Origin of the sequence: Cellulosimicrobium composti (genome assembly GCF_010287905.1) — a bacterium.
In the GTDB taxonomy this organism is placed as follows: Bacteria; Actinomycetota; Actinomycetes; order Actinomycetales; family Cellulomonadaceae; genus Cellulosimicrobium; species Cellulosimicrobium composti.
Window position 1 is genome coordinate 1 of sequence record NZ_JAAFAN010000069.1, and the last position, 20,471, is coordinate 20,471.

Sequence of the window (20,471 nt, forward strand, 5' to 3'; positions counted from 1 at the left end):
CCCGTATATCACCTTGATGGTTTGGGGCGCCTGGCTCCTTTTTTTATACTCCCCCGCCGGGTCACCCCCGGGGCGGCCCACCCGGCGGGGGGGGGCCGCCCTCGGGGCGTCGTGAGCGTGCCGCCGCGGCGGCACGGCGTCAGAGACGGACGACCGCCTGCGTCTTGCCGAGCACGCGGGCACCCTCGAACGTCACGGTGAGGTCGATGCGGACGGTGCCGGCGTCCGCATCCACGGCGCCCACGGTCCCCGTCACCTCGAGCGTCGCGACGCCGGGGTTCGGCACGGGCACGGGGCGCGTGAAGCGCGTCTGGTAGTCGACGACGGCGCCCGGGTCGCCGGCCCAGTCCTCGACGAGGGCCACCGCGGCGCCCATCGTGAACATGCCGTGGGCGATGACGCCGGGCAGGCCCACCTCGGCGGCGAACGCGTCGTTCCAGTGGATCGGGTTGAAGTCGCCGCTCGCGCCGGCGTACCGCACGAGGCGGGCGCGGTCGACCTCGACCGTGCGGGTGCCGATCACGTCACCGACCGACAGGTCGGCCAGGGCGGGGCGGGTGGCCTCGGTGCTCATGCGCCCTCCCCCCGGACCGCGAGGGTCGAGGTGACGGTCGAGACCGGCTCGGTGCCGCCGTCGGGCAGGAGCGCCGCGATCTCGCAGCGCGTGGTGACCATCGCGAGGCCGGCCCGCTCGACGATCGAGTCCACGTGCAGCACGGTCACGAGCTCGTCGCCCGCGACGATCGGCCGGTGGTGCGTGAAGCGCTCGTCCGCGTGGACGACGCGCGAGAAGTCGATGCCCGCCTCGGGGTCCTCGATCAGCTGGCTCTCCGCGCGCTGGGCGACGACGACGGCGAAGGTCGGCGGCGCGACCAGGTCCGGATAGCCCGCACCCCGCGCCGCCACGAGGTCGTGGTGCACGGGGTGGGAGGCGCCGACGGCGCCGGAGAACTCGCGCAGCTTCTCGCGTCCCACCGAGTACGGCGCGTTGGCGGGGTACTCGCGGCCGACGTAGGCCGGGTTGACGCTCACGGGCGTGCGCGGGTGCGGAGCCGGAGGCTCAGCGGGTCTCGCGGTGCGCGGTGTGCTTGCCGCAGCGCGGGCAGAACTTCGCGAGCTCCAGGCGGTCCGGGTCGTTGCGACGGTTCTTCTTCGTGATGTAGTTGCGCTCCTTGCAGTCCACGCAGGCCAGCGTGATCTTGGGGCGAACGTCAGCGCTCTTGCTTGCCACGGTAGTGAGCCACCTCTCGCGCCTCCGGAGGGCGCATGTGCTGTGCAGGTCGCACGACGCCGGCCGCCGTGCGAGGTTGTCGAAAGTGGTAGCGGAGGCGGGGATCGAACCCGCGACCTCACGATTATGAGTCGTGCGCTCTAACCATCTGAGCTACCCCGCCGCGTGACTGAACGCGAGGCCGTCTCGCCAGTATTCCAGCGAAACGACCCCGCGTCACCACAGAGCCCCGAAAGGGAATCGAACCCTTGACCTTCTCCTTACCATGGAGATGCTCTGCCGACTGAGCTATCGGGGCAGCGCGGAAAACTCTACACGGAACACGGCGCCGAACGAAATCGGCGTCGTTCCGCCGTTCCTGGGCTCCAGGACCCTGGGACGACGACCTCCCGGGAGACCCGCGCGGCGGCGTCCGGCAACCCGGGACCGGTCCGCGCGGCGGCGTGCCGGGAACGACGACGGGGCGTCACCCGATGGGTGACGCCCCGTCGCTCCGGTGGCAGGTGAGGGATTCGAACCCCCGAAGGCTGAGCCGTCTGATTTACAGTCAGATCCCTTTGGCCGCTCGGGCAACCTGCCGTGTGGAGCTGCGCGCCCCGCCAGGACGACACGTCGTGCCGTCCTCGCTGTGCGAGCGCACTCACGATACAGCCCCGTCGCACCAGGTGCGAAATCCGCCCCTCGCGAGGCCCGGCACGGCCCTCCGCCGCGGCCGGCAGGAGGTGGCCCGCGACGGTGTCGGCGCCCGTCCGTACAGTGGTCCGGTGAGCCACCCCTCCCCCGCCCCGGGCCACCTCCCGGGCCCCGGGACGCCCGAGCCCGCGCCCACCGGCGCCACCGCTCCCCAGGCCGCCCCCGCGTCGTCCGGCGCCCGCACGGGCCCGGCCGCGCCGACCGACCGGTGGGGCCTCCTCCTCGGCGCCGGCGCGTTCTTCCTGTGGGGCGCCATGCCGCTCTACTTCCCGCTGCTCGAGCCCGCCGCCCCGGTCGAGATCATCGCGCACCGCGTCGTGTGGAGCCTCGTCTTCTGCCTCGTGCTCCTCGCCGCCACGCGCCAGCTCGGCGGGTACGTCGCGGCGCTGCGCACCCCTCGCACGCTCGGGGTGCTCGCCGTGGCCGCGGTCCTCATCGTCGTCAACTGGACGACGTACGTGTACGGCGTCCTCAGCGGGCACGTGCTCGACGCCGCGCTCGGGTACTTCATCAACCCGCTCGTCACCGTGCTGCTCGCCGTCGTGGTCCTGCGCGAGCGCCTGCGCCCCGCGCAGTGGGTCGCGGTGGGCGTCGGGGCGGCGGCGGTCGTCGTGCTCAGCACGGGGACGGGCGGCCTGCCCTGGGTCGCGCTCGTCCTCGCGTGCTCGTTCGGCCTCTACGGCCTCGTGAAGAACCGGGTGGGCCGCACGGTCGAGGCACTGCCCGGCCTCGCCGTCGAGACGACGGTGCTCACGCCCCTCGCGCTCGCGTACCTCGGGTGGCTCGCCGCGACGGGCGTCGGCACGTTCGGCGCCGAGGGCACGGGCCACGCGCTCCTGCTCGCGTCGGCGGGCGTCGTCACCGCCCTGCCGCTCCTGCTCTTCAGCGCCGCCGCGCGGCGGCTGCCCCTGAGCGTCGTCGGCCTGCTGCAGTACCTCGGCCCGGCGCTGCAGTTCGTGTTCGGCCTGCTCGTCTTCCACGAGCCCATGTCCGCCACGCGGTGGGCGGGCTTCGGCCTCGTGTGGCTCGCGCTCGTCGTGCTCTCGGTCGACGGCCTGCGCACGGCGCGCGCGACGCGCCTCGCGGCCCGGTCCTGAGCACGCTCGACTACGGTGGGTCCCAGCACCCGTACCCGGCCCGAGAGAGGACCACCCATGGCCGACTCGTCGTTCGACATCGTCAGCAAGGTCGACCGCCAGGAGGTCGACAACGCGCTCAACCAGGCCGCCAAGGAGGTCTCGCAGCGCTACGACTTCCGCAACGTCGGCGCGTCGATCGCGTGGAGCGGCGACAGCATCCTCATGGTCGCGAACTCGGCGGAGCGCGTGCTCGCGATCCTCGACGTGTTCGAGACCAAGCTCGTCAAGCGGGGCATCTCCCTCAAGGCGCTCGACACGGGCGACAAGGAGCCCAAGGCGTCGGGCAAGGAGTACCGGCTCGCGGCGACCCTCAAGGAGGGGCTGTCGAGCGAGAACGCGAAGAAGATCACCAAGATCATCCGCGACGAGGGCCCCAAGGCCGTGAAGACGCAGATCACGGGCGACGAGGTCCGGGTCACGAGCAAGTCGCGCGACGACCTGCAGGCCGTGATCGCGCTGCTCAAGGGCTCCGACCTCGACGTCGCGCTGCAGTTCACGAACTACCGGTAGCCCCGTGCCCCTGCCCGACGGCGGCCCGCGCGCGTCCGTCCCGGGCCGCCCCGCGGCCGTGCCCGGGCTCCCGCGCGTCGTCGCGACGGACCTCGACGGGACGCTCCTGCGCTCCGACGGGAGCGTCTCCGCGCGCACCCGGTCCGCCCTGCGCGCCGCCGAGGACGCGGGGGTCGAGGTCGTCTTCGCCACGGCGCGACCTCCGCGCTGGCTCGGGCCGCTCGCCGACGTCGTCGGCGGGCACGGGCACGTCATCTGCCTCGGCGGCGCGGCGGTCTGGGACCTGGCGACGGCGAGCCCGCTCGACGTGTGCGGCTTCACGGCCGCGGAGGCGGCGGCGCTCGTCGCCGACCTCCGCGCGGCCGTCCCGGGCGTCGCGCTCGCGTTCGAGCGCGTCGACGGCCCCACGTTCGACCCGGGGTTCCGCTCGACGCCGGACGACGACGCCGCGGACGTCGCCGCGGTCGAGACCACGCTCGGCCCGCACGGCGCCGCACCGGGCGGCCCGGCGCGGCAGCCGGTCGGGAAGATCCTCGCGCGCGACCCGCGCTCCCCCGTGGACGACGCACCCGCGACGCAGCCCGTCGTCGTCGCCGACGCGCAGACGCCCGCGCAGGAGACGTTCTTCGCGCGCGTGCGCGACGCCGTCGGGGACCGCGCCCACCTCGCCTACTCCGGCGCCGCCGGACTCGCCGAGCTGCTCGCGCCCGCGGTGACCAAGGACGCCGCGCTCGCGCGCTGGTGCACCCGCCTCGGCGTCGACGCGCGCGACGTCTGGGCGTTCGGGGACATGCCCAACGACCTGCCCATGCTGCGCTGGGCAGGCCGCTCGTTCGCCGTCGCGAACGCCCACCCCGACGTGCTCGCCGCGGCGACGGACGTCACCGCGGCGAACGACGACGACGGCGTCGCGCGCGCCCTACTCGACGAGCTTGCCCACCACGGAGTCGTCGTGGCGCACGAGTGACGCGATCTCGGCGGGCACGGGCGGGATCTCCTCGGTCGTGACTCCGGTGCCGGGCGACCACACGAGGTTCACCTGCAGCGCCGGGTCGGTCTCCGGGAAGTCGGACCGGTTGTGGCACCCGCGCGTCTCGCGGCGCGCGAGCGCCGAGTCGAGCGTCGCGCGCGCCGCGAGCAGGGACCCCTTAAGGTCGAACACGTGCGCGAGGTCGTCGTACCCGGCGATGTCCGGGTGCGCGACGACGGCCCGCGCCCGGTCCTCGACCTCGCCGAGGAGCCGCAGACCCTTCGTGAGCCCGTCCGCGGACCGGACCACGCCCGCGTGCTCGGTCATGACGTCGCGCACGGCGCGCTGCAGCCGCCGCGCGTTCTCCTGCGCCGCCGGCTCGGAGCCGACGGCGGTCCCCAGCCCGAGCGCGAGGTCCACCTCGTGCGCGGCCTCGGCGACGGCGTCACGGTCGCGCCGGGGCGCGTCAGACCCGACGGCGAAGTCCGCGGCGGCAGCGCCCGTGAGGCGCCCGTACACGAGCAGCTCGATGAGCGAGTTGCCACCGAGGCGGTTCGCGCCGTGCAGGCCGCTGGCCGCCTCGCCGATGACGTAGAGACCCTCGACGTCCGTCGCGTGGTCGGCCGCGGCGACCCGCACCCCGCCCATCGAGTAGTGGGCGGTCGGGGCGACCTCCATCGGCGTCGTCGTGATGTCGAGCATCTGCAGGTCGAGCATCATGCGGTAGACGCGCGGGAGCCGCTCCAGCACCTGCTCGCGCGGCAGGTGGGAGACGTCCAGGAGGACGCCGCCCTTCGCCGTGCCTCGCCCCTCGGCGATCTCGGTGAAGTTCGCGAGCGCGACGCGGTCGCGCGTCGAGAGCTCGAGCCGCTCCGGGTCGTAGCGCTCCATGAAGCGCTCGCCGAGCGCGTTGCGCAGGACGCCGCCCTCCCCGCGCGCCGCCTCGGAGACCAGGGTCCCCGCCGCGTCGTCGGGCTCGAGGATGCCCGAGGGGTGGAACTGGACGAGCTCCGCGTCGCGCAGGCTCGCGCCCGCCTCGACGGCGAGGCGCCACGAGTCGCCCGTGTTCTCGTCCCGCCGCGACGACGTCCGGCGCCAGATCCGGGTGTGCCCGCCCGCGGCGAGGATCACTGCGTCCGCGTGGATCGTCACGCGCGTGCCGTCGGTCACGTCGAACCCGTACGCGCCGAACACGCGCCCGCCCGCCGTGAGCAGCCGCGTCACGTAGACCGTGTCCAGCACCGGCACGTGCAGCTCGCTCGCGCGCCGCACGAGCGTGCGCTGGATCTCGAGGCCCGTGTAGTCCCCCGCGAATGCCGTGCGTCGGTACGTGTGCGCGCCGAAGAAGCGCTGGCTGAGGCGTCCGTCCGCCTCGCGCGCGAACGGCATGCCCCACCGCGCGAGGTCCTCGATGCCGCGCGCCGCGTTCTGCGTGACGACCTGCACGACCTCCGGGTCGGCCAGGAGGTAGGACTCCGTGATCGTGTCGGCCGCGTGCTGCTGCCACGAGTCCTGCGGGTCCATCGTCGCGAGCGCCGCGTTGATCCCGCCCGCGGCGAGGCTCGTGTGGGCGTCGTGGCGCCGGCGCTTGCCGACCGCGAGGACGTCCACACCCCGCTCCGCGAGCTCGATCGAGGCGCGCAGCCCTGCGCCCCCCGTTCCGATGACCAGGACGTTCGTCGCGAGACGTCGATGACTCGACTGCATGGGGAGACCTCCGTCGGAGCACCGCGGGTCCCCGCGGCTCCGACCGCGGAGACGGGCCCGAGCGGCTCGGGTCCACGTCCCACGCTAGGTCGGCGGGACCGTCCCCGGACCGGGTGGTGAGGTGGCTCACGCGGCCGGTGCGTCACGCCGCTGGGTCACGCTCCTGGGTCACGCTGCTGGGTCACGCTGCTGGGTCACGCGCGCCGGTCACGCCGGTGGATCACACGGGCGGGAGGAGCGGTGGGTCGGACGGCGGTTCAGTGGTACGTGATGCCGCCGTAGCCCGGGCCGTGGCCGGCCATCGCCTCGAGGCGCTTGATGCGCTCGGTCATCGGCGGGTGGGTCGCGAACATCTTCGCGACGCCCGCGCCGCGGAACGGGTTGGCGATCATGAGGTGGGACACGTCGACGAGGTCCCGGTTCTGCGGGAGCGGGGCGCGCTGCGTGCCGGCGTCGAGCTTGCGCAGCGCGGACGCGAGAGCGAGCGGGTCACCCGTGAGCCTCGCGCCGTCCTCGTCGGCGTCGTACTCGCGCGTGCGCGAGATCGCGAGCTGCACGAGCATCGCCGCGAGCGGCGCGAGGACGACCATCGCGAGGGCCGCGACCGGGTTCCCCCCGCGGTCGCGGTCGCCGCCGAAGATCAGCAGGAACTGCGCGAGCGAGGTGATGACGCCCGCGAGCGCGCCCGCGACGGAGGACGTGAGGATGTCGCGGTTGTACACGTGCATGAGCTCGTGGCCGAGCACGCCGCGCAGCTCGCGCTCGTCGAGGAGGCGCAGGATCCCCTCGGTGCAGCACACGGCCGCGTTCTTGGGGTTGCGGCCCGTGGCGAACGCGTTGGGCGCCTGCGTGGGCGAGACGTACAGGCGGGGCATGGGCTGGCGCGCCTGCGTCGACAGCTCACGCACGATCCGGTACATCGCGGGCTGCTCGAGCTCGCTGACCGGGCGCGCGTGCATCGCGCGGATCGCGATCTTGTCGGAGTTCCAGTACCCGTAGAACGTCGTCACGAGGCCGATGCCGACGAACAGCCACAGCAGGTTCGCCCGGGCGCCGAACAGCGCCCACAGCCCCAGGACGATGGCCCACATGAGGCCGAACAGGCCTGCCGTCTTGAGACCGTTGTAGTGCTGGCGTCCCACGCTGCGCTCCCTTCCGTGCCCGGGCGCCCCGCGCGGTTCGCGCAGGCGCCCGACGGGCGCCGACCCGGTCGACGCCCACCTGGTGAACGCCCGAGGCGACCGTCCCGTTCCCGCGCCCTGCTCACGTCGCGCCGGCGGGCGGGCGGCCCGACCCCGGGGACGACGACGGCGCCCCACCCGGGGGGGGGGGGCGCCGTCGTAGGTCCTGCGGTCGTGCGGAGCGGCAGGTCAGCCGACCTGGGCCTCGCCGCGCGCGATGCGGATCATCTCCTCGCGCGGCACGACCTTGATGCGCTCGCGCCCGTGCGGCTCGCCGAGCGAGCGCTCGTACGCGTCGAGGAGCTCCCAGCCGGACCACTCGACGTGGTCGACGCCGCGCTCGCGGAGGAACTCGACGATCGCCTCGGGGTCGCCGTGCGGCGCGACGCGCCCGCCCGCGAGGTCGGCCGCCGCGACGTCGCCGCCGTCGCCCGCGCCCGTGACGTCCTCCACGAGGTGCCGGACGGTCTCGGACGCGTCGGACTTCGTGTGCCCGATGAGGCCGACGGGGCCGCGCTTGATCCAGCCCGTCGCGTAGACGCCGGGGATGTGCTCGCCGTCGATGTCGATGACGCGACCCTCGCGGTTCGGGATGACGCCCTTGAGCTCGTCGAAGGGGATCTCCGGGAGCGGGGAGCCGAAGTAGCCGACCGCGCGGTAGACGGCCTGCACGGGCCACTCGTGGAACTCGCCGGTGCCGGAGACGGTGCCGTCGCCGTTGAGCCGGGTGCGCTCGGTGCGCAGCGCCTCGACCTTGCCGTCGCCGAGCACGGCGGCCGGGGCGTGGAGGAAGTGCAGGTGCAGGCGACGCGAGGCGGTGTTCTGGCTCGGGTCCTTGAGCGTCCAGTCCGTCAGGGTCTTGACGACCTGCTTGGTCTGGTTGGACGAGCTGATCGCCGCCATCGAGCCCTCGTCGAACTCGAAGTCCTCGGGGTAGACGATCACGTCGACGTCCGGCACGTGGCCGAGCTCTCGCAGCTCCAGCGGCGAGAACTTCACCTGTGCCGGGCCGCGGCGCGCGAACACGTGGACGTCCGTCACGGGCGACGCCTTGAGGATCTCGTAGACGTTCTGCGGGACCTCGGTCGGCAGCAGGTCGTCCGCGTGCTTCGCGAGCACGCGCGCGACGTCGAGCGCGACGTTGCCCGCGCCGATGACCGCGACCTGCTCGGCCTCGAGCGGCCAGGTGCGCGGCACGTCGGGGTGGCCGTCGTACCAGGAGACGAAGTCGGCCGCGCCGTAGGAGCCCGGCAGGTCGATGCCCTCGATCGGGAGCGCCGCGTCGCGGATCGAGCCGGTCGAGAAGATCACCGCGTCGTAGTACTGGCGCAGGTCGTCCAGCTTGAGGTCGACGCCGTAGTCCACGTTCGCGAGGAGGCGGATGTCGCCGCGGCTCAGCACCTTGTGGAGCGCGACGATGATCTGCTTGATGCGCGGGTGGTCGGGCGCGACGCCGTAGCGCACGAGACCGAACGGCGCGGGCAGGCGCTCGAACAGGTCGATGCTCACGTCGAGGTCGGTCTTGGACAGGATGTCCGCGGCGTAGATCCCGGCGGGACCAGCGCCGACGATCGCGACGCGCAGTGGACGGATGCTGCTCACAGGACAGGGCGCCTTCCGGTCGAGGACGGGGGTCTCTCCCGCGCGGCCGACGGGCCGTTTCCGCGTCGACCGGTGGGGTACCGGCCGCAGGAGACCTCTCGATTGTACGACTGGGGTGAGGGTCGCCTCACTCGGACCCTCTCCTCCGTGACCAGGGTCGCACCGGTCTCGCCAGGTGGATACCCCGTCTTGTGATCCGGGCCAATGTAACGCCGGCTCAGCGGTCGACGCGCAGGCTCTCCTGGACCGCCCGGATCTCCGCCGCGGCCCACGGGTGCTGCGTCAGCGTGCACGTGCCCGTCGTCTGGACGAGGTCCGCGACCGGCCCGCGGGGGACGACGACCGTCCGCACTGACTGCACGAGGACCGAGCCCCCGCCGCCCTTGAACGACGCCTCGACCCAGCGCCCCGGGAGGCCGTCGACGTCGACGTCGCCGCCGTCGAGCCGGCGCATCCGCGGCAGCGGCTTGAGCTTGCGCAGCACCTCCGCGTGCGCGTCGTCGAGCGTGTGGTCGGCACGGATGCGCGAGACCACGACGATGACGTTCGGGTTGAACTCCCCCTCCTCCACCTCGCGGCCGAGCGCGAGCGGGAGGGCGACGTGCGGCAGGGGGACCCAGCGGTCCGGCGCGTCGACCCGGACCCCCACCGGGGCGGGGAAGTCGTCGCTCGGGAAGCGCAGCTCGGCCATGCGTCAGGTCCTCTCCTCGGGGGCCGCCGGTCGGGCCGGCGTCCCCGCAGTCTCGCAGACCGACGCCGCGCGGGCCGCGCCGCCCCCAGACACACCGAGGGCGCGGCACCCGTGCGGGTGCCGCGCCCTCGGTGGAGCCGAGCAGGTCAGCTGTTCGAGGCCTGCTCCTGCTGCTGCGCGTTCTGCGTGGCCTTCTGGCCGGCGTCCGTCAGCGTCTGCGCGACGTTGTTGAGCTGCGTCTGCGCAGCCGGCCAGTCGCTGCCCTTGAACTGCTGGGCGTCGGGGCCCTCCCACGGCACGCTCTGGATCTGGGAGTTCAGGTTCTGCATCGTCGTGCGGATCTCGTCCGCCTTCTGCTGCAGGGTCTGACCCAGCCCGCGCAGCTCCTCGACGTTAGCGCCCCACATGCCACCAGCCATGGTGTTCTCCTTCTGTCTCTCGACCCCCACCCTGCGTGGACGTCGTCCCGTTGTCGATGGAAGTACTCAACCATCGGGCCACGAGCGCCGTCGATGGGGAGGTGTCCCCATGACGTGCCTGTGGTCGTCACGTCGCTACCTCGGGAGTGCGACGTGCAGCTTGCGCGCCCGGCCGGAGACGACGAGGAAGCCGCGCCCGGGCGGGAAGTCCGCCCGGCGGATCCGGCCGAGGCCGGTGCCGAGCAGGGTGTCGCCGTCGAGGTCGCCCGGCGTGAGCAGGAGCCCGGTGCGGCCGGCCTTGAACGGCTGCGCGATCGCCCACGCCTGCCCCCACGTCGACGACTCCGCCTCGCCCACGACGAGCTGCTCGGCGCGCGTCGCGGCCCGCACGAACGCGACGAGCGGCTGCTCCGCGGGCGTGCCGGTGAACTCCGTCACCGACTCGACGAGGACCGTGAGCGCGCCCGGGCGCAGCGACCCGCCGTCGAGGGCCTGCGTGAGCGACTCCAGGAGCGTCACGACCTCCTCCGGCGACGTCGCGGCCGTGTCCCAGACGTCGAGCGCCGAGATGCTCGTGCGGCGCGGTGACAGGTACACGACCCGGCCCGCGCGCGCCCGGCGCACGGCCTGCGCGATCGTGACGAGCGCCGTCGTGCGCCCGCCCCCGGGCGGGCCGGAGAGCATGAACGTGCCGCGCGCGGGCAGGCCCACGGGCGCGATGTCGAGGTCGTCCAGGCCGATCGCCGGGCGGTCGCCCGCGAGCTCCGGCAGCGCGTCGAGCGTGAAGCTGTCCGGGAGCCGCTCGACGCCGGGCGCCTGCGGGATGCCGAGGCGCACCATCGCGTCGCGCAGCTTGCCGAGCTCGCGCGCCTGGAGCGCGACGTTCGGGTCGCCGCCGAGCACCGCGACCTGGACCTCGTTCTCGTCGAGCACGCCGCGGCCGGGCGGGGACGTCAGCGAGAGCACGTCCTTCGGCACGCCCAGCGTCAGGTAGTCGTCCTCGCTCGCGAGGCGCAGCACGAGGCGCTTCTGGATCGTCGAGCCGAGCGACGTCGGCACCGACGCCGCGCGGTCGCCCGCGACGACGACGTGCACGCCGACCTGGCGGCCGTCCGTCGCGACGGCCGTGAACGCGCCCCAGACCGGGAACGCGTGCGCGGGCCGGAACTCGTAGGACTCGCGGAACGCGCCGATGCCGTCGACGAGCAGGAGGATGCGCGGCTCGTCGGGCGCGTTCGCCAGGCGCCGGTACTCGTCGAGGCTGCCCGCGCGCACGGCGGCGTACCGCGCCGAGCGCTCGTCGACGAGGTCGCGCAGCGTCCGCAGCACGCGCTGGACGCGTTCCTCGTCGTCGCCGGAGATGACCGCGCCGACGTGCGGGAGGTCCTCGAGCATGCGCAGACCGCTCGCGCCGGCGTCGATCGCGTACACCTGCACGGGGCCGCCGCGCGCCGTGATCGCGGCCGAGACCGCGATCGTGCGCAGGGTCGCGCTCTTGCCGGAGCCACCGGTGCCGTAGATCGCCATGTTGCCGTCGCGGTCCGGCTCGTAGAAGACGGTCGGCTGGGCCTGGGTCGTCGGGTCGTCCTCGACGCCGAGGAGCAGCATCGTGTCCGTCCGCGGGTTCGGCAGGCGCGCGAGGTCGTACGTGGGCGCGAGCTCGGGCAGCCACGGCTTGCGCGGCATCGGCACCGCCGCCTCGGTCGCCGCGCGCGAGATCGTCGCGACGATGCGCGCGATGTCGTTCGGCCCGGGGTCGGTGACCTCCTCGACCTCCGGCTCGGGCAGCTCCCAGCGGATGTCGGAGCCGAACGCCATCTCCTGGACGTCGATGCGCGGGCGCTCGGGCCGCGACGTCGTCCAGCCGCCCGCGTAGCCCGTCTGGAACGGCGTGATGCGGCCGGGGCCGGTCTTCACGGCGCCGCGGCCGGGGATCGACGGGTCGAAGTGCGCGGCCATGGGGATGCCGAGGATGTCGGTCGAGTCGTCCTCGTCCGCCATGCGCAGCGCGACGCGCAGGTTCGTGTTCGCGCGCAGGTTGTCCTTGATGACGCCCGCGGGTCGCTGGGTCGCGAGGATGAGGTGCAGGCCGAGCGAGCGCCCGCGCTGCGCGACGTCCACGACGCCGTCGACGAACTCGGGGACCTCGTTGACGAGGGCGGCGAACTCGTCGACCACGATGAGCAGGCTCGGCGGGGCGTCGGGGTCGCCCGTGCGCTCGAGCGACGCGAGGTCCTTGGCCTTCTTCCGGTTGAGCAGGTGCTCGCGGTAGCGCAGCTCGGCGCGCAGCGACGTGAGCGCGCGGCGCACGAGGTGCGGCGAGAGGTCGGTCACGAGGCCGACGGTGTGCGGCAGGTTGACGCAGTCCGCGAACGCGGCGCCGCCCTTGTAGTCGACGAAGAGGAACGTCACGCGGTCCGGGCTGTGGGCCGCCGCCATGCCGAGCACCCACGACTGGAGGAACTCGGACTTGCCCGCGCCCGTCGTCCCGCCGACGAGCGCGTGCGGGCCCTGGGTGCGCAGGTCGAGGTAGAGCGGCTCCGTGCCCGAGTGCCCGACGAGGCCGCGCAGGTTCGTGGGCGCCTTGCGCCGCACGGGCGGCGAGCCGTCGCGCGGCGTGAGGGACCCGTTCTCGCGCCACGCGTCGATGAGGCGGCCCGGGTCCTCGGCGAGGGCGGTGCCCGCGAGCGTGAGGTAGGAGACGGAGCGCGGCAGGTCGGAGTCGTCGTCGACCGGGGCACCGACGTCGACGACCGGCGCGAGGATGCGCGCGACCTCGTGGGCCGTGGGCAGGTCCACCGTCTCGCACGTCACGGGGAACGTGAGGCGCCCGACGCGGACCTCGCCGCTCGTCGCGCCCGCCGTGCCGGCCGAGGTCGCGTCCGCGGTGTCGACGAGCACGAAGGTGCGGCACGCGGCCGGGAGCTGCTCGACGGTCGGCGCGACCCACACGACGTGCACGCCCGCGTCCGCGCCGCGCTCGACGAGCCGCGTGAGGCGCGACCGGTCCACCGGGGCGTCGTCCTCGACGAGCACGACGACCGTCGGCAGGACGGGCTTCGGGGTGTCCTCCCCCTCCTCGGGGTCGATGGGCCCGCGCAGCTCGGCGTGCGTGTCGAGGTCGGCACCCCGCGCCTCGACGAGGTCCTCGAGCTGGGACAGCAGGGCCTGCGCCGCGCCGGGGTTGTCGGCGAGGTGGTCGCCGCCGAGCGGGCTGTGCGGCGAGCCCGTGTGCGGCAGCCACTCGAGCCACTCCCAGTCGGCGCGCGAGCGCTGCGACGTCACCGCCGCGAGCACGAGCTCCGACGGCGAGTGCAGGCCCGCGAGCTGGACGAGGATGCCGCGCGCGACGGCGTCGACCGTCGACCCGGTGCCCGCGACGCCGAGCGCGCCGTCGGTGCGCAGGCGCGCGACGACGGGCACGCCCGAGATCGTCGCGCACTGCGCGTGCAGCTTCTCGAGCTCGCTCCAGAACTCCGGCAGCGTGTTGTTCTCGCTCGGCTGCTCGAGCTGCGTGCGCGCGGGCGCCGCGCCGAGCCCGACGCGCACCGTGAGGAACGCCTCGTGCTCGGGGCGGTGGGTCCACATCAGCCCGCCGAGCCGCCGCACCGCGTCGACCGTGTCCGCGACCGACGGCGCCTCCGACAGGCGCACCGCGCGCTCGACGGCGTGCGTGCGCTCGATCGTGTCGCGCATCGCCACGACGGCCGCCGCGAACTGCTCGCGCTGCGCCTTGAGCTTGCGGCGCGCCTGCACCTTCTGGTCGAGGTAGTTGCCGAGCATGAGGATCGGGCTCAGCCCGATGAAGACGATCGACAGGATGTTCCGCGTGACCGAGTAGAGGATCGTGCCCATGATCAGCGGCGCGACCATCGCGAGGTACGGGAAGCGCTGCGGCTCCGGCGGGGTCGGCGGCTTGGGCGCCTTGAGCTTGCGTTCCGGGAACCGTGCGACGACGCGCGGCGACCGGTTGAACTCCACGACCGGGCTCGTCGGCGCGAGGCTCGTCGTGCGGTGCAGCGCGACGACCGACACGACCGTGCTCCCGATCGTCACGGTGTCCGCGGACGTGAGCGTCGAGCGCATCATGCGCTGCCCGCCCATGACGAGGCCGTTCGCCGAGTTCGTGTCGGTGATCTCGATCGTCTCGCCGACCGTGATGCGCGCGTGCCGCTTGGACACCTGCGGGTCGCTCAGCCGGATGTCCATGTTGCGGTCGCGGCCGAGGTAGCTCGTGCCGACCGGCAGCGGGAACTCGCGCCCCGCGTCCGGGCCCTCGAGGACGCGCAGGACGGCGACCGCCGCGCCGCGGTCCTGACCCGGGGCGTCGAAGTGCTCCGACACGCGCACGATCGAGACCGTCGACCCGGACCGCAGGCCCGCCTCGACGAGGTCGCTCGTCGGGGACAGCACGCGCCCCTGGCCCGAGCCCGCCGGGGACGTGCCGACCTGGAGCGTGAGCCGGTCCGGGACGGCGGTGCCCGAGCGGGTGGGGTCGCCCGCGAACAGCGCCTCCGCGACGTCGCGCACGGTGGCCGTCGCGTCGGCCGTGACGGCGACGTTGGTCGTGCTGGCGTCGGGGCGGTGCAGCGTGAGCTTGATTCGCACGAAGGTTCCTGTTCAGGTTCGCAGGAGCGGGACGGCGGCGGCCCGAGGGCGCGACCCGGCGGAGCGCGCGGCGGCGCTCGCCGGAGCCGGCGCGCTCAGCCGTCGTCGGTCAGGTCGAGGAGGGGCAGGTCGGCCGCGGTGACGAGCCGGGACGCGACGGCGTACTCGACGAGGCGAGCGCGGCGGTTCGTCGCGAGCGCGCCCGGGCCGCCGCGCAGCCCCTTGACGCCGATCCGGTCGAGCTTGTCGCACACGTTGTCGAGCTTGCGGTTGAAGCGCGTCGTGGCCCAGCCGAGCCGCGCCGCCGCGGCCGCCGACGACGGGATCTCGGACAGGCCCGTGCCGTCGCGCCGCAGCATCGGCTCGGCGAGGGCGACGATGAGCTGCTTCTGGCTCGTCGTGAACGTGATCATGCCGATCGTCGTCGCGCCCGAGTCCGGGTCCTCCGACCGGATCTCCTGGTACGGCGCGCCGTGCAGCTGCGCGGTGAGCTCGTACGTCGTCGGGCCGGCCGTGAACACGATGGACGTCGTCGGGAAGACGATCGGCAAGCGGTTGCCCGGCGACAACCACGACTGCACGCCGCCGCCCGAGTCGCACACCGTCGCGGAGATGAGCGACCCCACGTTGGCGAGCCACCAGATGCCGGCCTCGTGGGAGATGCGCAGGAAGCGCCGGTGCAGGTACGGGTTGTCCTCGATCGCGAGGTCCCCGTCGCGCCCGATGTCGAACGGCTCCCCGTCGACGGACGGGCGGAACCACTCGCCGCAGAACTCGACCGCGAGCTCGCTCACGCCGCCTCCCCCGTCACGCAGGCCTTCTGGGGCGACGCCGAGAACCGGCCGTCACGCTCGACGATGACCTCGATGCAGACCTGCTCGCCGGGCTTGGCCCGGAGCTCGACCGTGGTCCCGTCGAACGCGTCCTTGTAGGGCGAGTCCTCGAGCACGTCGAGCTTCTTCCACGCGAACATGTCCCCCTCCTGCGCCTTCTCCGAGTCGTACGCCCACGTGAACGTCGCGACCTCGCGCTCGGGGTCGTACGTGCCCACGAGGTCGTTCACCGGCGGCACGAGGTCGCCCAGGTTGTCCGACGGGACGAAGTCGTCGTCCGGGGTCGTCGTGCTCTCGCCGTCGGCGGTCGGCGTCGTGTCGTCCGGCGTCCCGTCGGGGCGCAGCACGAGGAACCCCGTGACCGCGACGGCGACGCCGACGACCGCCGCGAGCGTCGCCCACAGCGCGCCCCGCCCGGTGCGCTCCTCCGTGCCCGTCGCCTCGGCCTCGCCCGCGGCCGGCCCGGCCGTGCGGTGGACCGTGTCCTCGACCGGCGGGGCGCCCCACGCGCCCGGCTGCCGTGCCCCCGGGTACAGGCGCGACGGGTCCGTGAGCTCCGCGACGGGCGCGAGCCCGGCCTGCCCGACGGCGGTCGTCGGCACGGTGCCCGACGTCCCGGCGGGCGCACCCTGGCTCCACGCCGCGGGCGGGTACGGGGCGTGCGCCGGGCCCGCCCCGGGCGCGGGCGCCGGGCCCGGCCAGGGCGTCGCGGGGTGCAGGGGCGTCGTCGGCTGCGTCGGGCGCGGCGGGGCGGAGGTGCCCGCCGCCGCGCCGGCGCCCGACGGGTCGATCGAGACGACCTGGCGCAGGCGCGTCCCGCCGTCGTCGTCGGGCTCCTCCTCCTGCACGTGGCCCGAGTCGTCGAGCAGGTCGATCGGCGTGACCGCGTACGACAGCTCGTTCTGCACCTGCTGCAGGGCGCGCGCGAACGCGAGGACGGTCGGGTAGCGCGACGCCGGGTTCTTCGCCATCGCCGTCGCGAGCACGCGCTCGAGCGACGCGGGCACGTCCGTGCGACCGGTGGGCGGCAGCGGCGAGCTCTCGATGCGCGAGATGAGGTTGGCGCTCGAGTTCGAGCCGCCGGGCACCTCGAACGGCGTGCGGCCCGCGAGCAGCGTGTACGTCGTCGCGGCGAGCGCCCAGACGTCCGTCGCGATCCCGCTGCGCGGCGGCTCCGCGAACGACTCCGGCGGCGACCACGGGATCGACATCCCCTCGGCGCGCGCGGCGTCGTCGACCGTCGAGGAGATGCCGAAGTCCGTGAGCGCCGGGTGCCCGTACTCGGTGACGAGGATGTTCGCGGGCTTGATGTCGCGGTGCAGGATGCCCGCGCGGTGCGCGGTCTCCACGGCGCCGGCGATCTGCACGGCCGTGCGCAGCGCCTCGGCGACCGAGAGACGCTCGCTGCGGTAGCGCGCCCCGAGGTTCGGGCGCGAGCAGTACTCCATCGCGAGGTACGGACGGCCGTCGTCCGCGATGTCCGCCTCGTACATCGTGACGATCGACGGGTGCGTCGAGAGCGTCGCCATGAGGTCGGCCTCGGCGTCGAACGCCGCGCGCTGCGAGTGGCTCGACCACTCGTGCAGCAGGACCTTGATCGCGACGCGGCGGCGGGGCCGCTGCTGCTGGTACAGGAAGACGTCGGAGAACCCGCCCGAGCCGATGAGCGAGACGTACTCGAAGCCCGTGATCTCCGGGGGTGGTGACGGTGCGCGCTTCGTGCTCACCGGATCCCCTCGAACATTAGGGTCACGCCGTCGCCGAGGTCGACGACGTCGCCGTCGACGACGAGCACCGGCTCCGACGGGTGCAGGCGCCGCGGCGGCTGGCCCGTGCGCAGGAGCGTGGTGCCGTTGGTCGTCGCCATGTCGCTCACGAGCACGTGCCACCCCTCGAGCGTGATCTCGAGGTGCGAGCGCGAGATGTCCTGCTGCGGGCTCGGCACCGTGACGAGCCGCGGCAGCTCGGCCGACTGCGTGCGCGGCGAGCGCGGGCGCCGACCGACGACGACGGGCCGGTCGAGCTCGACCGTCTGCCCGGTCGACACGACGACGCGCCCGAGCGGCGGGCGGACCGCGAGCTCGGCGTCGCCGTCCAGCGGCGCGTCGCAGACCGCGCACGTCTCGCGCGACGGCGGGTTGGCGTGCCCGTGCGCGCACGTGCGCGCCAGGATCTGCTGCTGGCCCGGCGCGGGCGGCGCGGTGAACGACGGCGTCGGCGGTGCCGGGGGCGCCGCCTCGGGCGCCGCCTCCTGGGCGGCGGCGCGCAGGTCGGCGATCGCGGACGAGAGCACGGTGTGGCCGTCGTGGTCGAGGCCGGCCGCCTCGGCGGCCCCCTCCCCCTCCGGGTCGACGACGGTCGCGGCCCGGTGCGCCGCGGCGGGCGTGGCGCCGGTCCACTCGCGCGGGACGCCTGCGATGAGACCGTCCGCGACGGGCGGGGCGGGAACCGCGGGCTCCGCCGGTGCGGGCTCGGCCGGGGCGGCCGGGGGCGGCGGCACGGGCGCGGCGGCCGCCTCGGGCTCGTCGTGCTCGTCCTCCTCGTCGAGCCGCACGGCGGCGTCCTCGACGGTCCGCAGGATCGTGGAGCCCCACAGGTGGGCGTAGTCGTCGTCCGGCTCGTCCGCCGGGGCGTCGGGAGCGTCGTCGGACGTCGCGGGCTCGGCGGACCCGGTCGCGACCGGCTCGGGGTGGTGCGGGACGCCGTCGGGCTCCGGCGCGATCGTCTCCTCGGGCAGGCGCAGCGTGGCCCCGAGCCCGTCGACGGGCGCGGCGGCGGGCTCCGCCGCGAGCGCGGCCGTCGGGGCGGCCTCGGGCGCGGGCGCCGTCGGCGCTGAGGGCGTGCCCGCGGGCTCCGCCGCGGCGGGCGTCTCGTCCTCGCGCGGCGCGACGGCGGGTCGCTCGACGAGCGGCCAGGCGACCGCACCCGCGAGCACGACGCCCGAGACCAGGGGCAGCGTGGCGGCGTCCCCGAGCAGCGGACCGCCGGCCGGGCCCTCGTCGAGCGTACCCGCGAGGCCGGCGTCGACGCGGACGAGCAGCTCGACCACGTCCTCCAGGACGCGCTCGGACCAGGTCGTGACGCCCTCGCCGTCGACGCGCACGCGCTCGCCGCCGTCGAGCTCGAGCGTCACCGACACGCGGCCCCGGGCCGCGACGTGCACGCGGCGGTCCGTGACGACCGCGACGACGAACGGCGGCACCGTGCGCAGGCTCGACCCGAACGCGCCCGTGAGCACCTGGAGCACCTCGACGACGCCCGCGTCGGCGCCGAGCTGGTCCCAGACCTGCTCGACGAGCGACGCCTCCACCGGGCCGGGCAGGACGACGACCGTCCCACCCCGCACGACGGCGCGTGCCGTTCCGGTGACGTAGCGCAGCGTCACGTCAGACCCCCGATCTGCAGACGAACATCCCTGGGCAGCGTGTCCTCGTCGACCTCCGGCTCCGGCACCCCGGACTGGTCCCGCGGTGTCGTGCTCCCGCCGCTCGTGTCGTCGGACACGCCCGTCGCGTCGACGACGACGACTGTGATGTTATCCCGGCCACCGGCGGTGATCGCCTCGGTCACCAGTCGCTCCGCCGCGGCCTGGGGGTCCGGCGTGGACAGGAGCACCTCGCAGATGCGCTCGTCCGCGAGCTCGCCCGTGAGCCCGTCCGAGCAGACGAGGACGCGGTCGTGGCGCTCGATCGGCACGTACCAGAAGTCGACCTGGGGGGCGTTGCGCGAGCCGAGCGCGCGCGTGACCACGTGCCTCCGCGGGTGGGTGAGGGCCTCGGCCGGGGTGAGCAGCCCGGCGTCGACCATCTCCTGGACCTCCGAGTGGTCCACGCTCACCTGCTCGAGCCGACCGCCCGCGAGGTGGTACGTGCGCGAGTCGCCGACGTTGACGACGAGCCAGTACGGGTTGCCGTCCTGCTCGGAGACCACGACGCCCGTCACGGTCGTGCCGGCGCCCCGGCCGGGCTCGGTGACGATCGCCTGCACGTTCTCCTGCGCGACGGCGATCCGCTCGCGCACCGCGTCGGGCGTGACGACGTCGAGGTCGGCGAGCGGGCGCAGGGCCTCGACGGCCGTGGCGCTCGCGACCTCGCCGGCCTCGTGCCCGCCCATGCCGTCGGCGACGAAGAAGACGGAGCGCGAGACGAGGAAGCGGTCCTCGTTGAGCAGGCGCCGCGCGCCCCGGTGCGACGCCGCGCCCCAGGCGAGGTGGACCTCGGCGGGCTGGTCGCTCGTCACGAGGCCCCCGGGTGCACGACGATGCGCCGGTCGCCCACGTGGATGGTCGCGCCGACGGGGACGCGCACGCGCGCGCCCGGCTCGGCGACGCGCGGCGGGGCCCCGGGGACGGAGACGACGGTCCCGTTGGTCGAGCCGCGGTCCGTGAGCCACAGGCCGCTCGGGTCGACGCGCAGCTCGGCGTGCGTCTTGGAGACGGAGCGCGTGGGGTCGTCGACGGCGACGAGGTTCCACGGGCCGTCGTCGGGAGCCTGGGGGTTGCGGCCCAGGAGCGTCGGGCGGTCGACCGGGCGGCGCTCCCCCGACTCGAGCTCGATGACGACCGCGACGTCGGGCGCGGGGTCCATCGCCCGCACGTCCCGCGCGGTGAGGCGCGTGCTGTCCCACTCCGCCTCGTCCGGCTCGGCCGTGGGTGCGGCGGGCGCGGCCGTGGGCGGCACGGCGGCCGGTGCGGGGGTCGCGGGAGCAGGTGCCGGCGCGGAGGGCGCGGAGGGCGCGCCGCCGCCGACGCCCGGGACGCCGGTGATGAGGCCGCCGGAGGCGGGTGCGGGCGTCGAGGGGAAGGCCCAGGGGTCGCTCTCGGGCGCCGACGGCGCCGGGCCCGGCACCGGGGTGGCCGGGGCGGGCGCGGGCTGCGCGGGCGCGGGC

Annotated in this window: 17 protein-coding genes and 3 tRNA genes; 3 read left to right on the forward strand and 17 right to left on the reverse strand. The window is 74.6% G+C overall.

All coding sequences use genetic code 11. The features are described 5' to 3' along the window. Positions 1-139 precede the first annotated feature (139 nt). From GYH36_RS16205 to GYH36_RS16230, 6 genes are all read right to left on the reverse strand, one after another. On the reverse strand, positions 140-574 hold the full coding sequence (locus tag GYH36_RS16205; protein WP_115942049.1) for a MaoC family dehydratase: 435 nt from the start codon (positions 572-574) through the stop codon (positions 140-142). After that, entirely contained in the window at positions 571-1,032 is a 462-nt protein-coding gene (locus GYH36_RS16210; RefSeq protein WP_024840276.1) for an FAS1-like dehydratase domain-containing protein, read from the reverse strand. The genes GYH36_RS16205 and GYH36_RS16210 overlap by 4 nt, the downstream gene beginning before the upstream one ends. Before the next feature lie 28 nt (positions 1,033-1,060). Then, positions 1,061-1,231: a 50S ribosomal protein L33 gene (gene rpmG / locus GYH36_RS20125; protein WP_021482899.1), complete on the reverse strand. Its 171-nt coding sequence runs from the start codon at positions 1,229-1,231 to the stop codon at positions 1,061-1,063. 86 nt (positions 1,232-1,317) lie between these two features. After that, positions 1,318-1,394, reverse strand: a tRNA-Met gene (locus GYH36_RS16220). Positions 1,395-1,456: 62 nt separating this feature from the next. Further along, positions 1,457-1,529, reverse strand: a tRNA-Thr gene (locus GYH36_RS16225). Between the two features lie 199 nt (positions 1,530-1,728). Continuing rightward, positions 1,729-1,810, reverse strand: a tRNA-Tyr gene (locus GYH36_RS16230). Positions 1,811-1,995: 185 nt separating this feature from the next. Here GYH36_RS16230 and rarD point away from each other — a divergent pair. The 3 genes from rarD to GYH36_RS16245 are packed head-to-tail and all read left to right on the forward strand — an operon-like array spanning position 1,996 to position 4,540. Beyond that, positions 1,996-3,021, forward strand: a complete 1,026-nt coding sequence (gene rarD / locus GYH36_RS16235; protein WP_162290381.1) for an EamA family transporter RarD — start codon at positions 1,996-1,998, stop codon at positions 3,019-3,021. Between the two features lie 57 nt (positions 3,022-3,078). Next, entirely contained in the window at positions 3,079-3,573 is a 495-nt protein-coding gene (locus tag GYH36_RS16240; RefSeq protein WP_115942046.1) for a YajQ family cyclic di-GMP-binding protein, read from the forward strand. Between the two features lie 10 nt (positions 3,574-3,583). Further along, a complete protein-coding gene (locus GYH36_RS16245; protein WP_203231960.1) occupies positions 3,584-4,540 on the forward strand; it encodes an HAD family hydrolase in 957 nt (318 codons plus the stop codon). On the opposite strand, the gene GYH36_RS16250 is transcribed toward GYH36_RS16245, so the two are convergent. From GYH36_RS16250 to GYH36_RS20130, 11 genes are all read right to left on the reverse strand, one after another. After that, complete coding sequence (locus tag GYH36_RS16250; RefSeq protein WP_115942045.1) at positions 4,493-6,250, reverse strand: L-aspartate oxidase; 1,758 nt, start codon at positions 6,248-6,250, stop codon at positions 4,493-4,495. The genes GYH36_RS16245 and GYH36_RS16250 overlap by 48 nt on opposite strands. 257 nt (positions 6,251-6,507) lie before the next feature. After that, positions 6,508-7,392 carry a zinc metalloprotease HtpX gene (gene htpX / locus GYH36_RS16255; protein WP_024842343.1) on the reverse strand — a complete coding sequence of 295 codons (885 nt, stop codon included), beginning with the start codon at positions 7,390-7,392 and terminating at the stop codon, positions 6,508-6,510. A gap of 228 nt (positions 7,393-7,620) precedes the next feature. Further along, a complete protein-coding gene (locus GYH36_RS16260) occupies positions 7,621-9,033 on the reverse strand; it encodes an FAD-dependent oxidoreductase (protein WP_115942044.1) in 1,413 nt (470 codons plus the stop codon). Positions 9,034-9,250: 217 nt separating this feature from the next. Next, on the reverse strand, positions 9,251-9,724 hold the full coding sequence (locus GYH36_RS16265; RefSeq protein ID WP_115942043.1) for an LpqN/LpqT family lipoprotein: 474 nt from the start codon (positions 9,722-9,724) through the stop codon (positions 9,251-9,253). A gap of 146 nt (positions 9,725-9,870) precedes the next feature. Then, positions 9,871-10,143, reverse strand: a complete 273-nt coding sequence (locus GYH36_RS16270) for a WXG100 family type VII secretion target (RefSeq protein ID WP_021482523.1) — start codon at positions 10,141-10,143, stop codon at positions 9,871-9,873. Positions 10,144-10,278: 135 nt separating this feature from the next. Continuing rightward, the gene (locus tag GYH36_RS16275; protein WP_162290382.1) at positions 10,279-14,751 is read right to left on the reverse strand and encodes a type VII secretion EssC family protein; all 4,473 of its coding nucleotides are present in this window, start codon (positions 14,749-14,751) and stop codon (positions 10,279-10,281) included. A gap of 95 nt (positions 14,752-14,846) precedes the next feature. Beyond that, entirely contained in the window at positions 14,847-15,545 is a 699-nt protein-coding gene (locus tag GYH36_RS16280) for a hypothetical protein (RefSeq protein WP_115942041.1), read from the reverse strand. Further along, entirely contained in the window at positions 15,542-17,311 is a 1,770-nt protein-coding gene (locus GYH36_RS16285; RefSeq protein ID WP_162290383.1) for a serine/threonine-protein kinase, read from the reverse strand. The genes GYH36_RS16280 and GYH36_RS16285 overlap by 4 nt, the downstream gene beginning before the upstream one ends. Beyond that, entirely contained in the window at positions 17,308-18,969 is a 1,662-nt protein-coding gene (locus GYH36_RS16290) for an FHA domain-containing protein (RefSeq protein ID WP_312028682.1), read from the reverse strand. Before GYH36_RS16290 ends, GYH36_RS16285 begins: the two co-directional genes overlap by 4 nt. After that, positions 18,966-19,823: a PP2C family protein-serine/threonine phosphatase gene (locus tag GYH36_RS16295; RefSeq protein ID WP_115942038.1), complete on the reverse strand. Its 858-nt coding sequence runs from the start codon at positions 19,821-19,823 to the stop codon at positions 18,966-18,968. The genes GYH36_RS16290 and GYH36_RS16295 overlap by 4 nt, the downstream gene beginning before the upstream one ends. Next, positions 19,820-20,471: FHA domain-containing protein (locus tag GYH36_RS20130; RefSeq protein WP_162290384.1), on the reverse strand; the 652-nt coding region annotated here is incomplete at its 5' end. The genes GYH36_RS20130 and GYH36_RS16295, both read right to left, overlap by 4 nt.

Coding starts and splice junctions, on each gene's coding strand:
- GYH36_RS16205 (WP_115942049.1), bottom strand. CDS start 574: ATGAGCACCGAGGCCACCCGCCCCGCCCTGGCCGACCTGTCGGTCGGT.
- GYH36_RS16240 (WP_115942046.1), top strand. CDS start 3,079: ATGGCCGACTCGTCGTTCGACATCGTCAGCAAGGTCGACCGCCAGGAG.
- GYH36_RS16250 (WP_115942045.1), bottom strand. CDS start 6,250: ATGCAGTCGAGTCATCGACGTCTCGCGACGAACGTCCTGGTCATCGGA.
- GYH36_RS16265 (WP_115942043.1), bottom strand. CDS start 9,724: ATGGCCGAGCTGCGCTTCCCGAGCGACGACTTCCCCGCCCCGGTGGGG.
- GYH36_RS16270 (WP_021482523.1), bottom strand. CDS start 10,143: ATGGCTGGTGGCATGTGGGGCGCTAACGTCGAGGAGCTGCGCGGGCTG.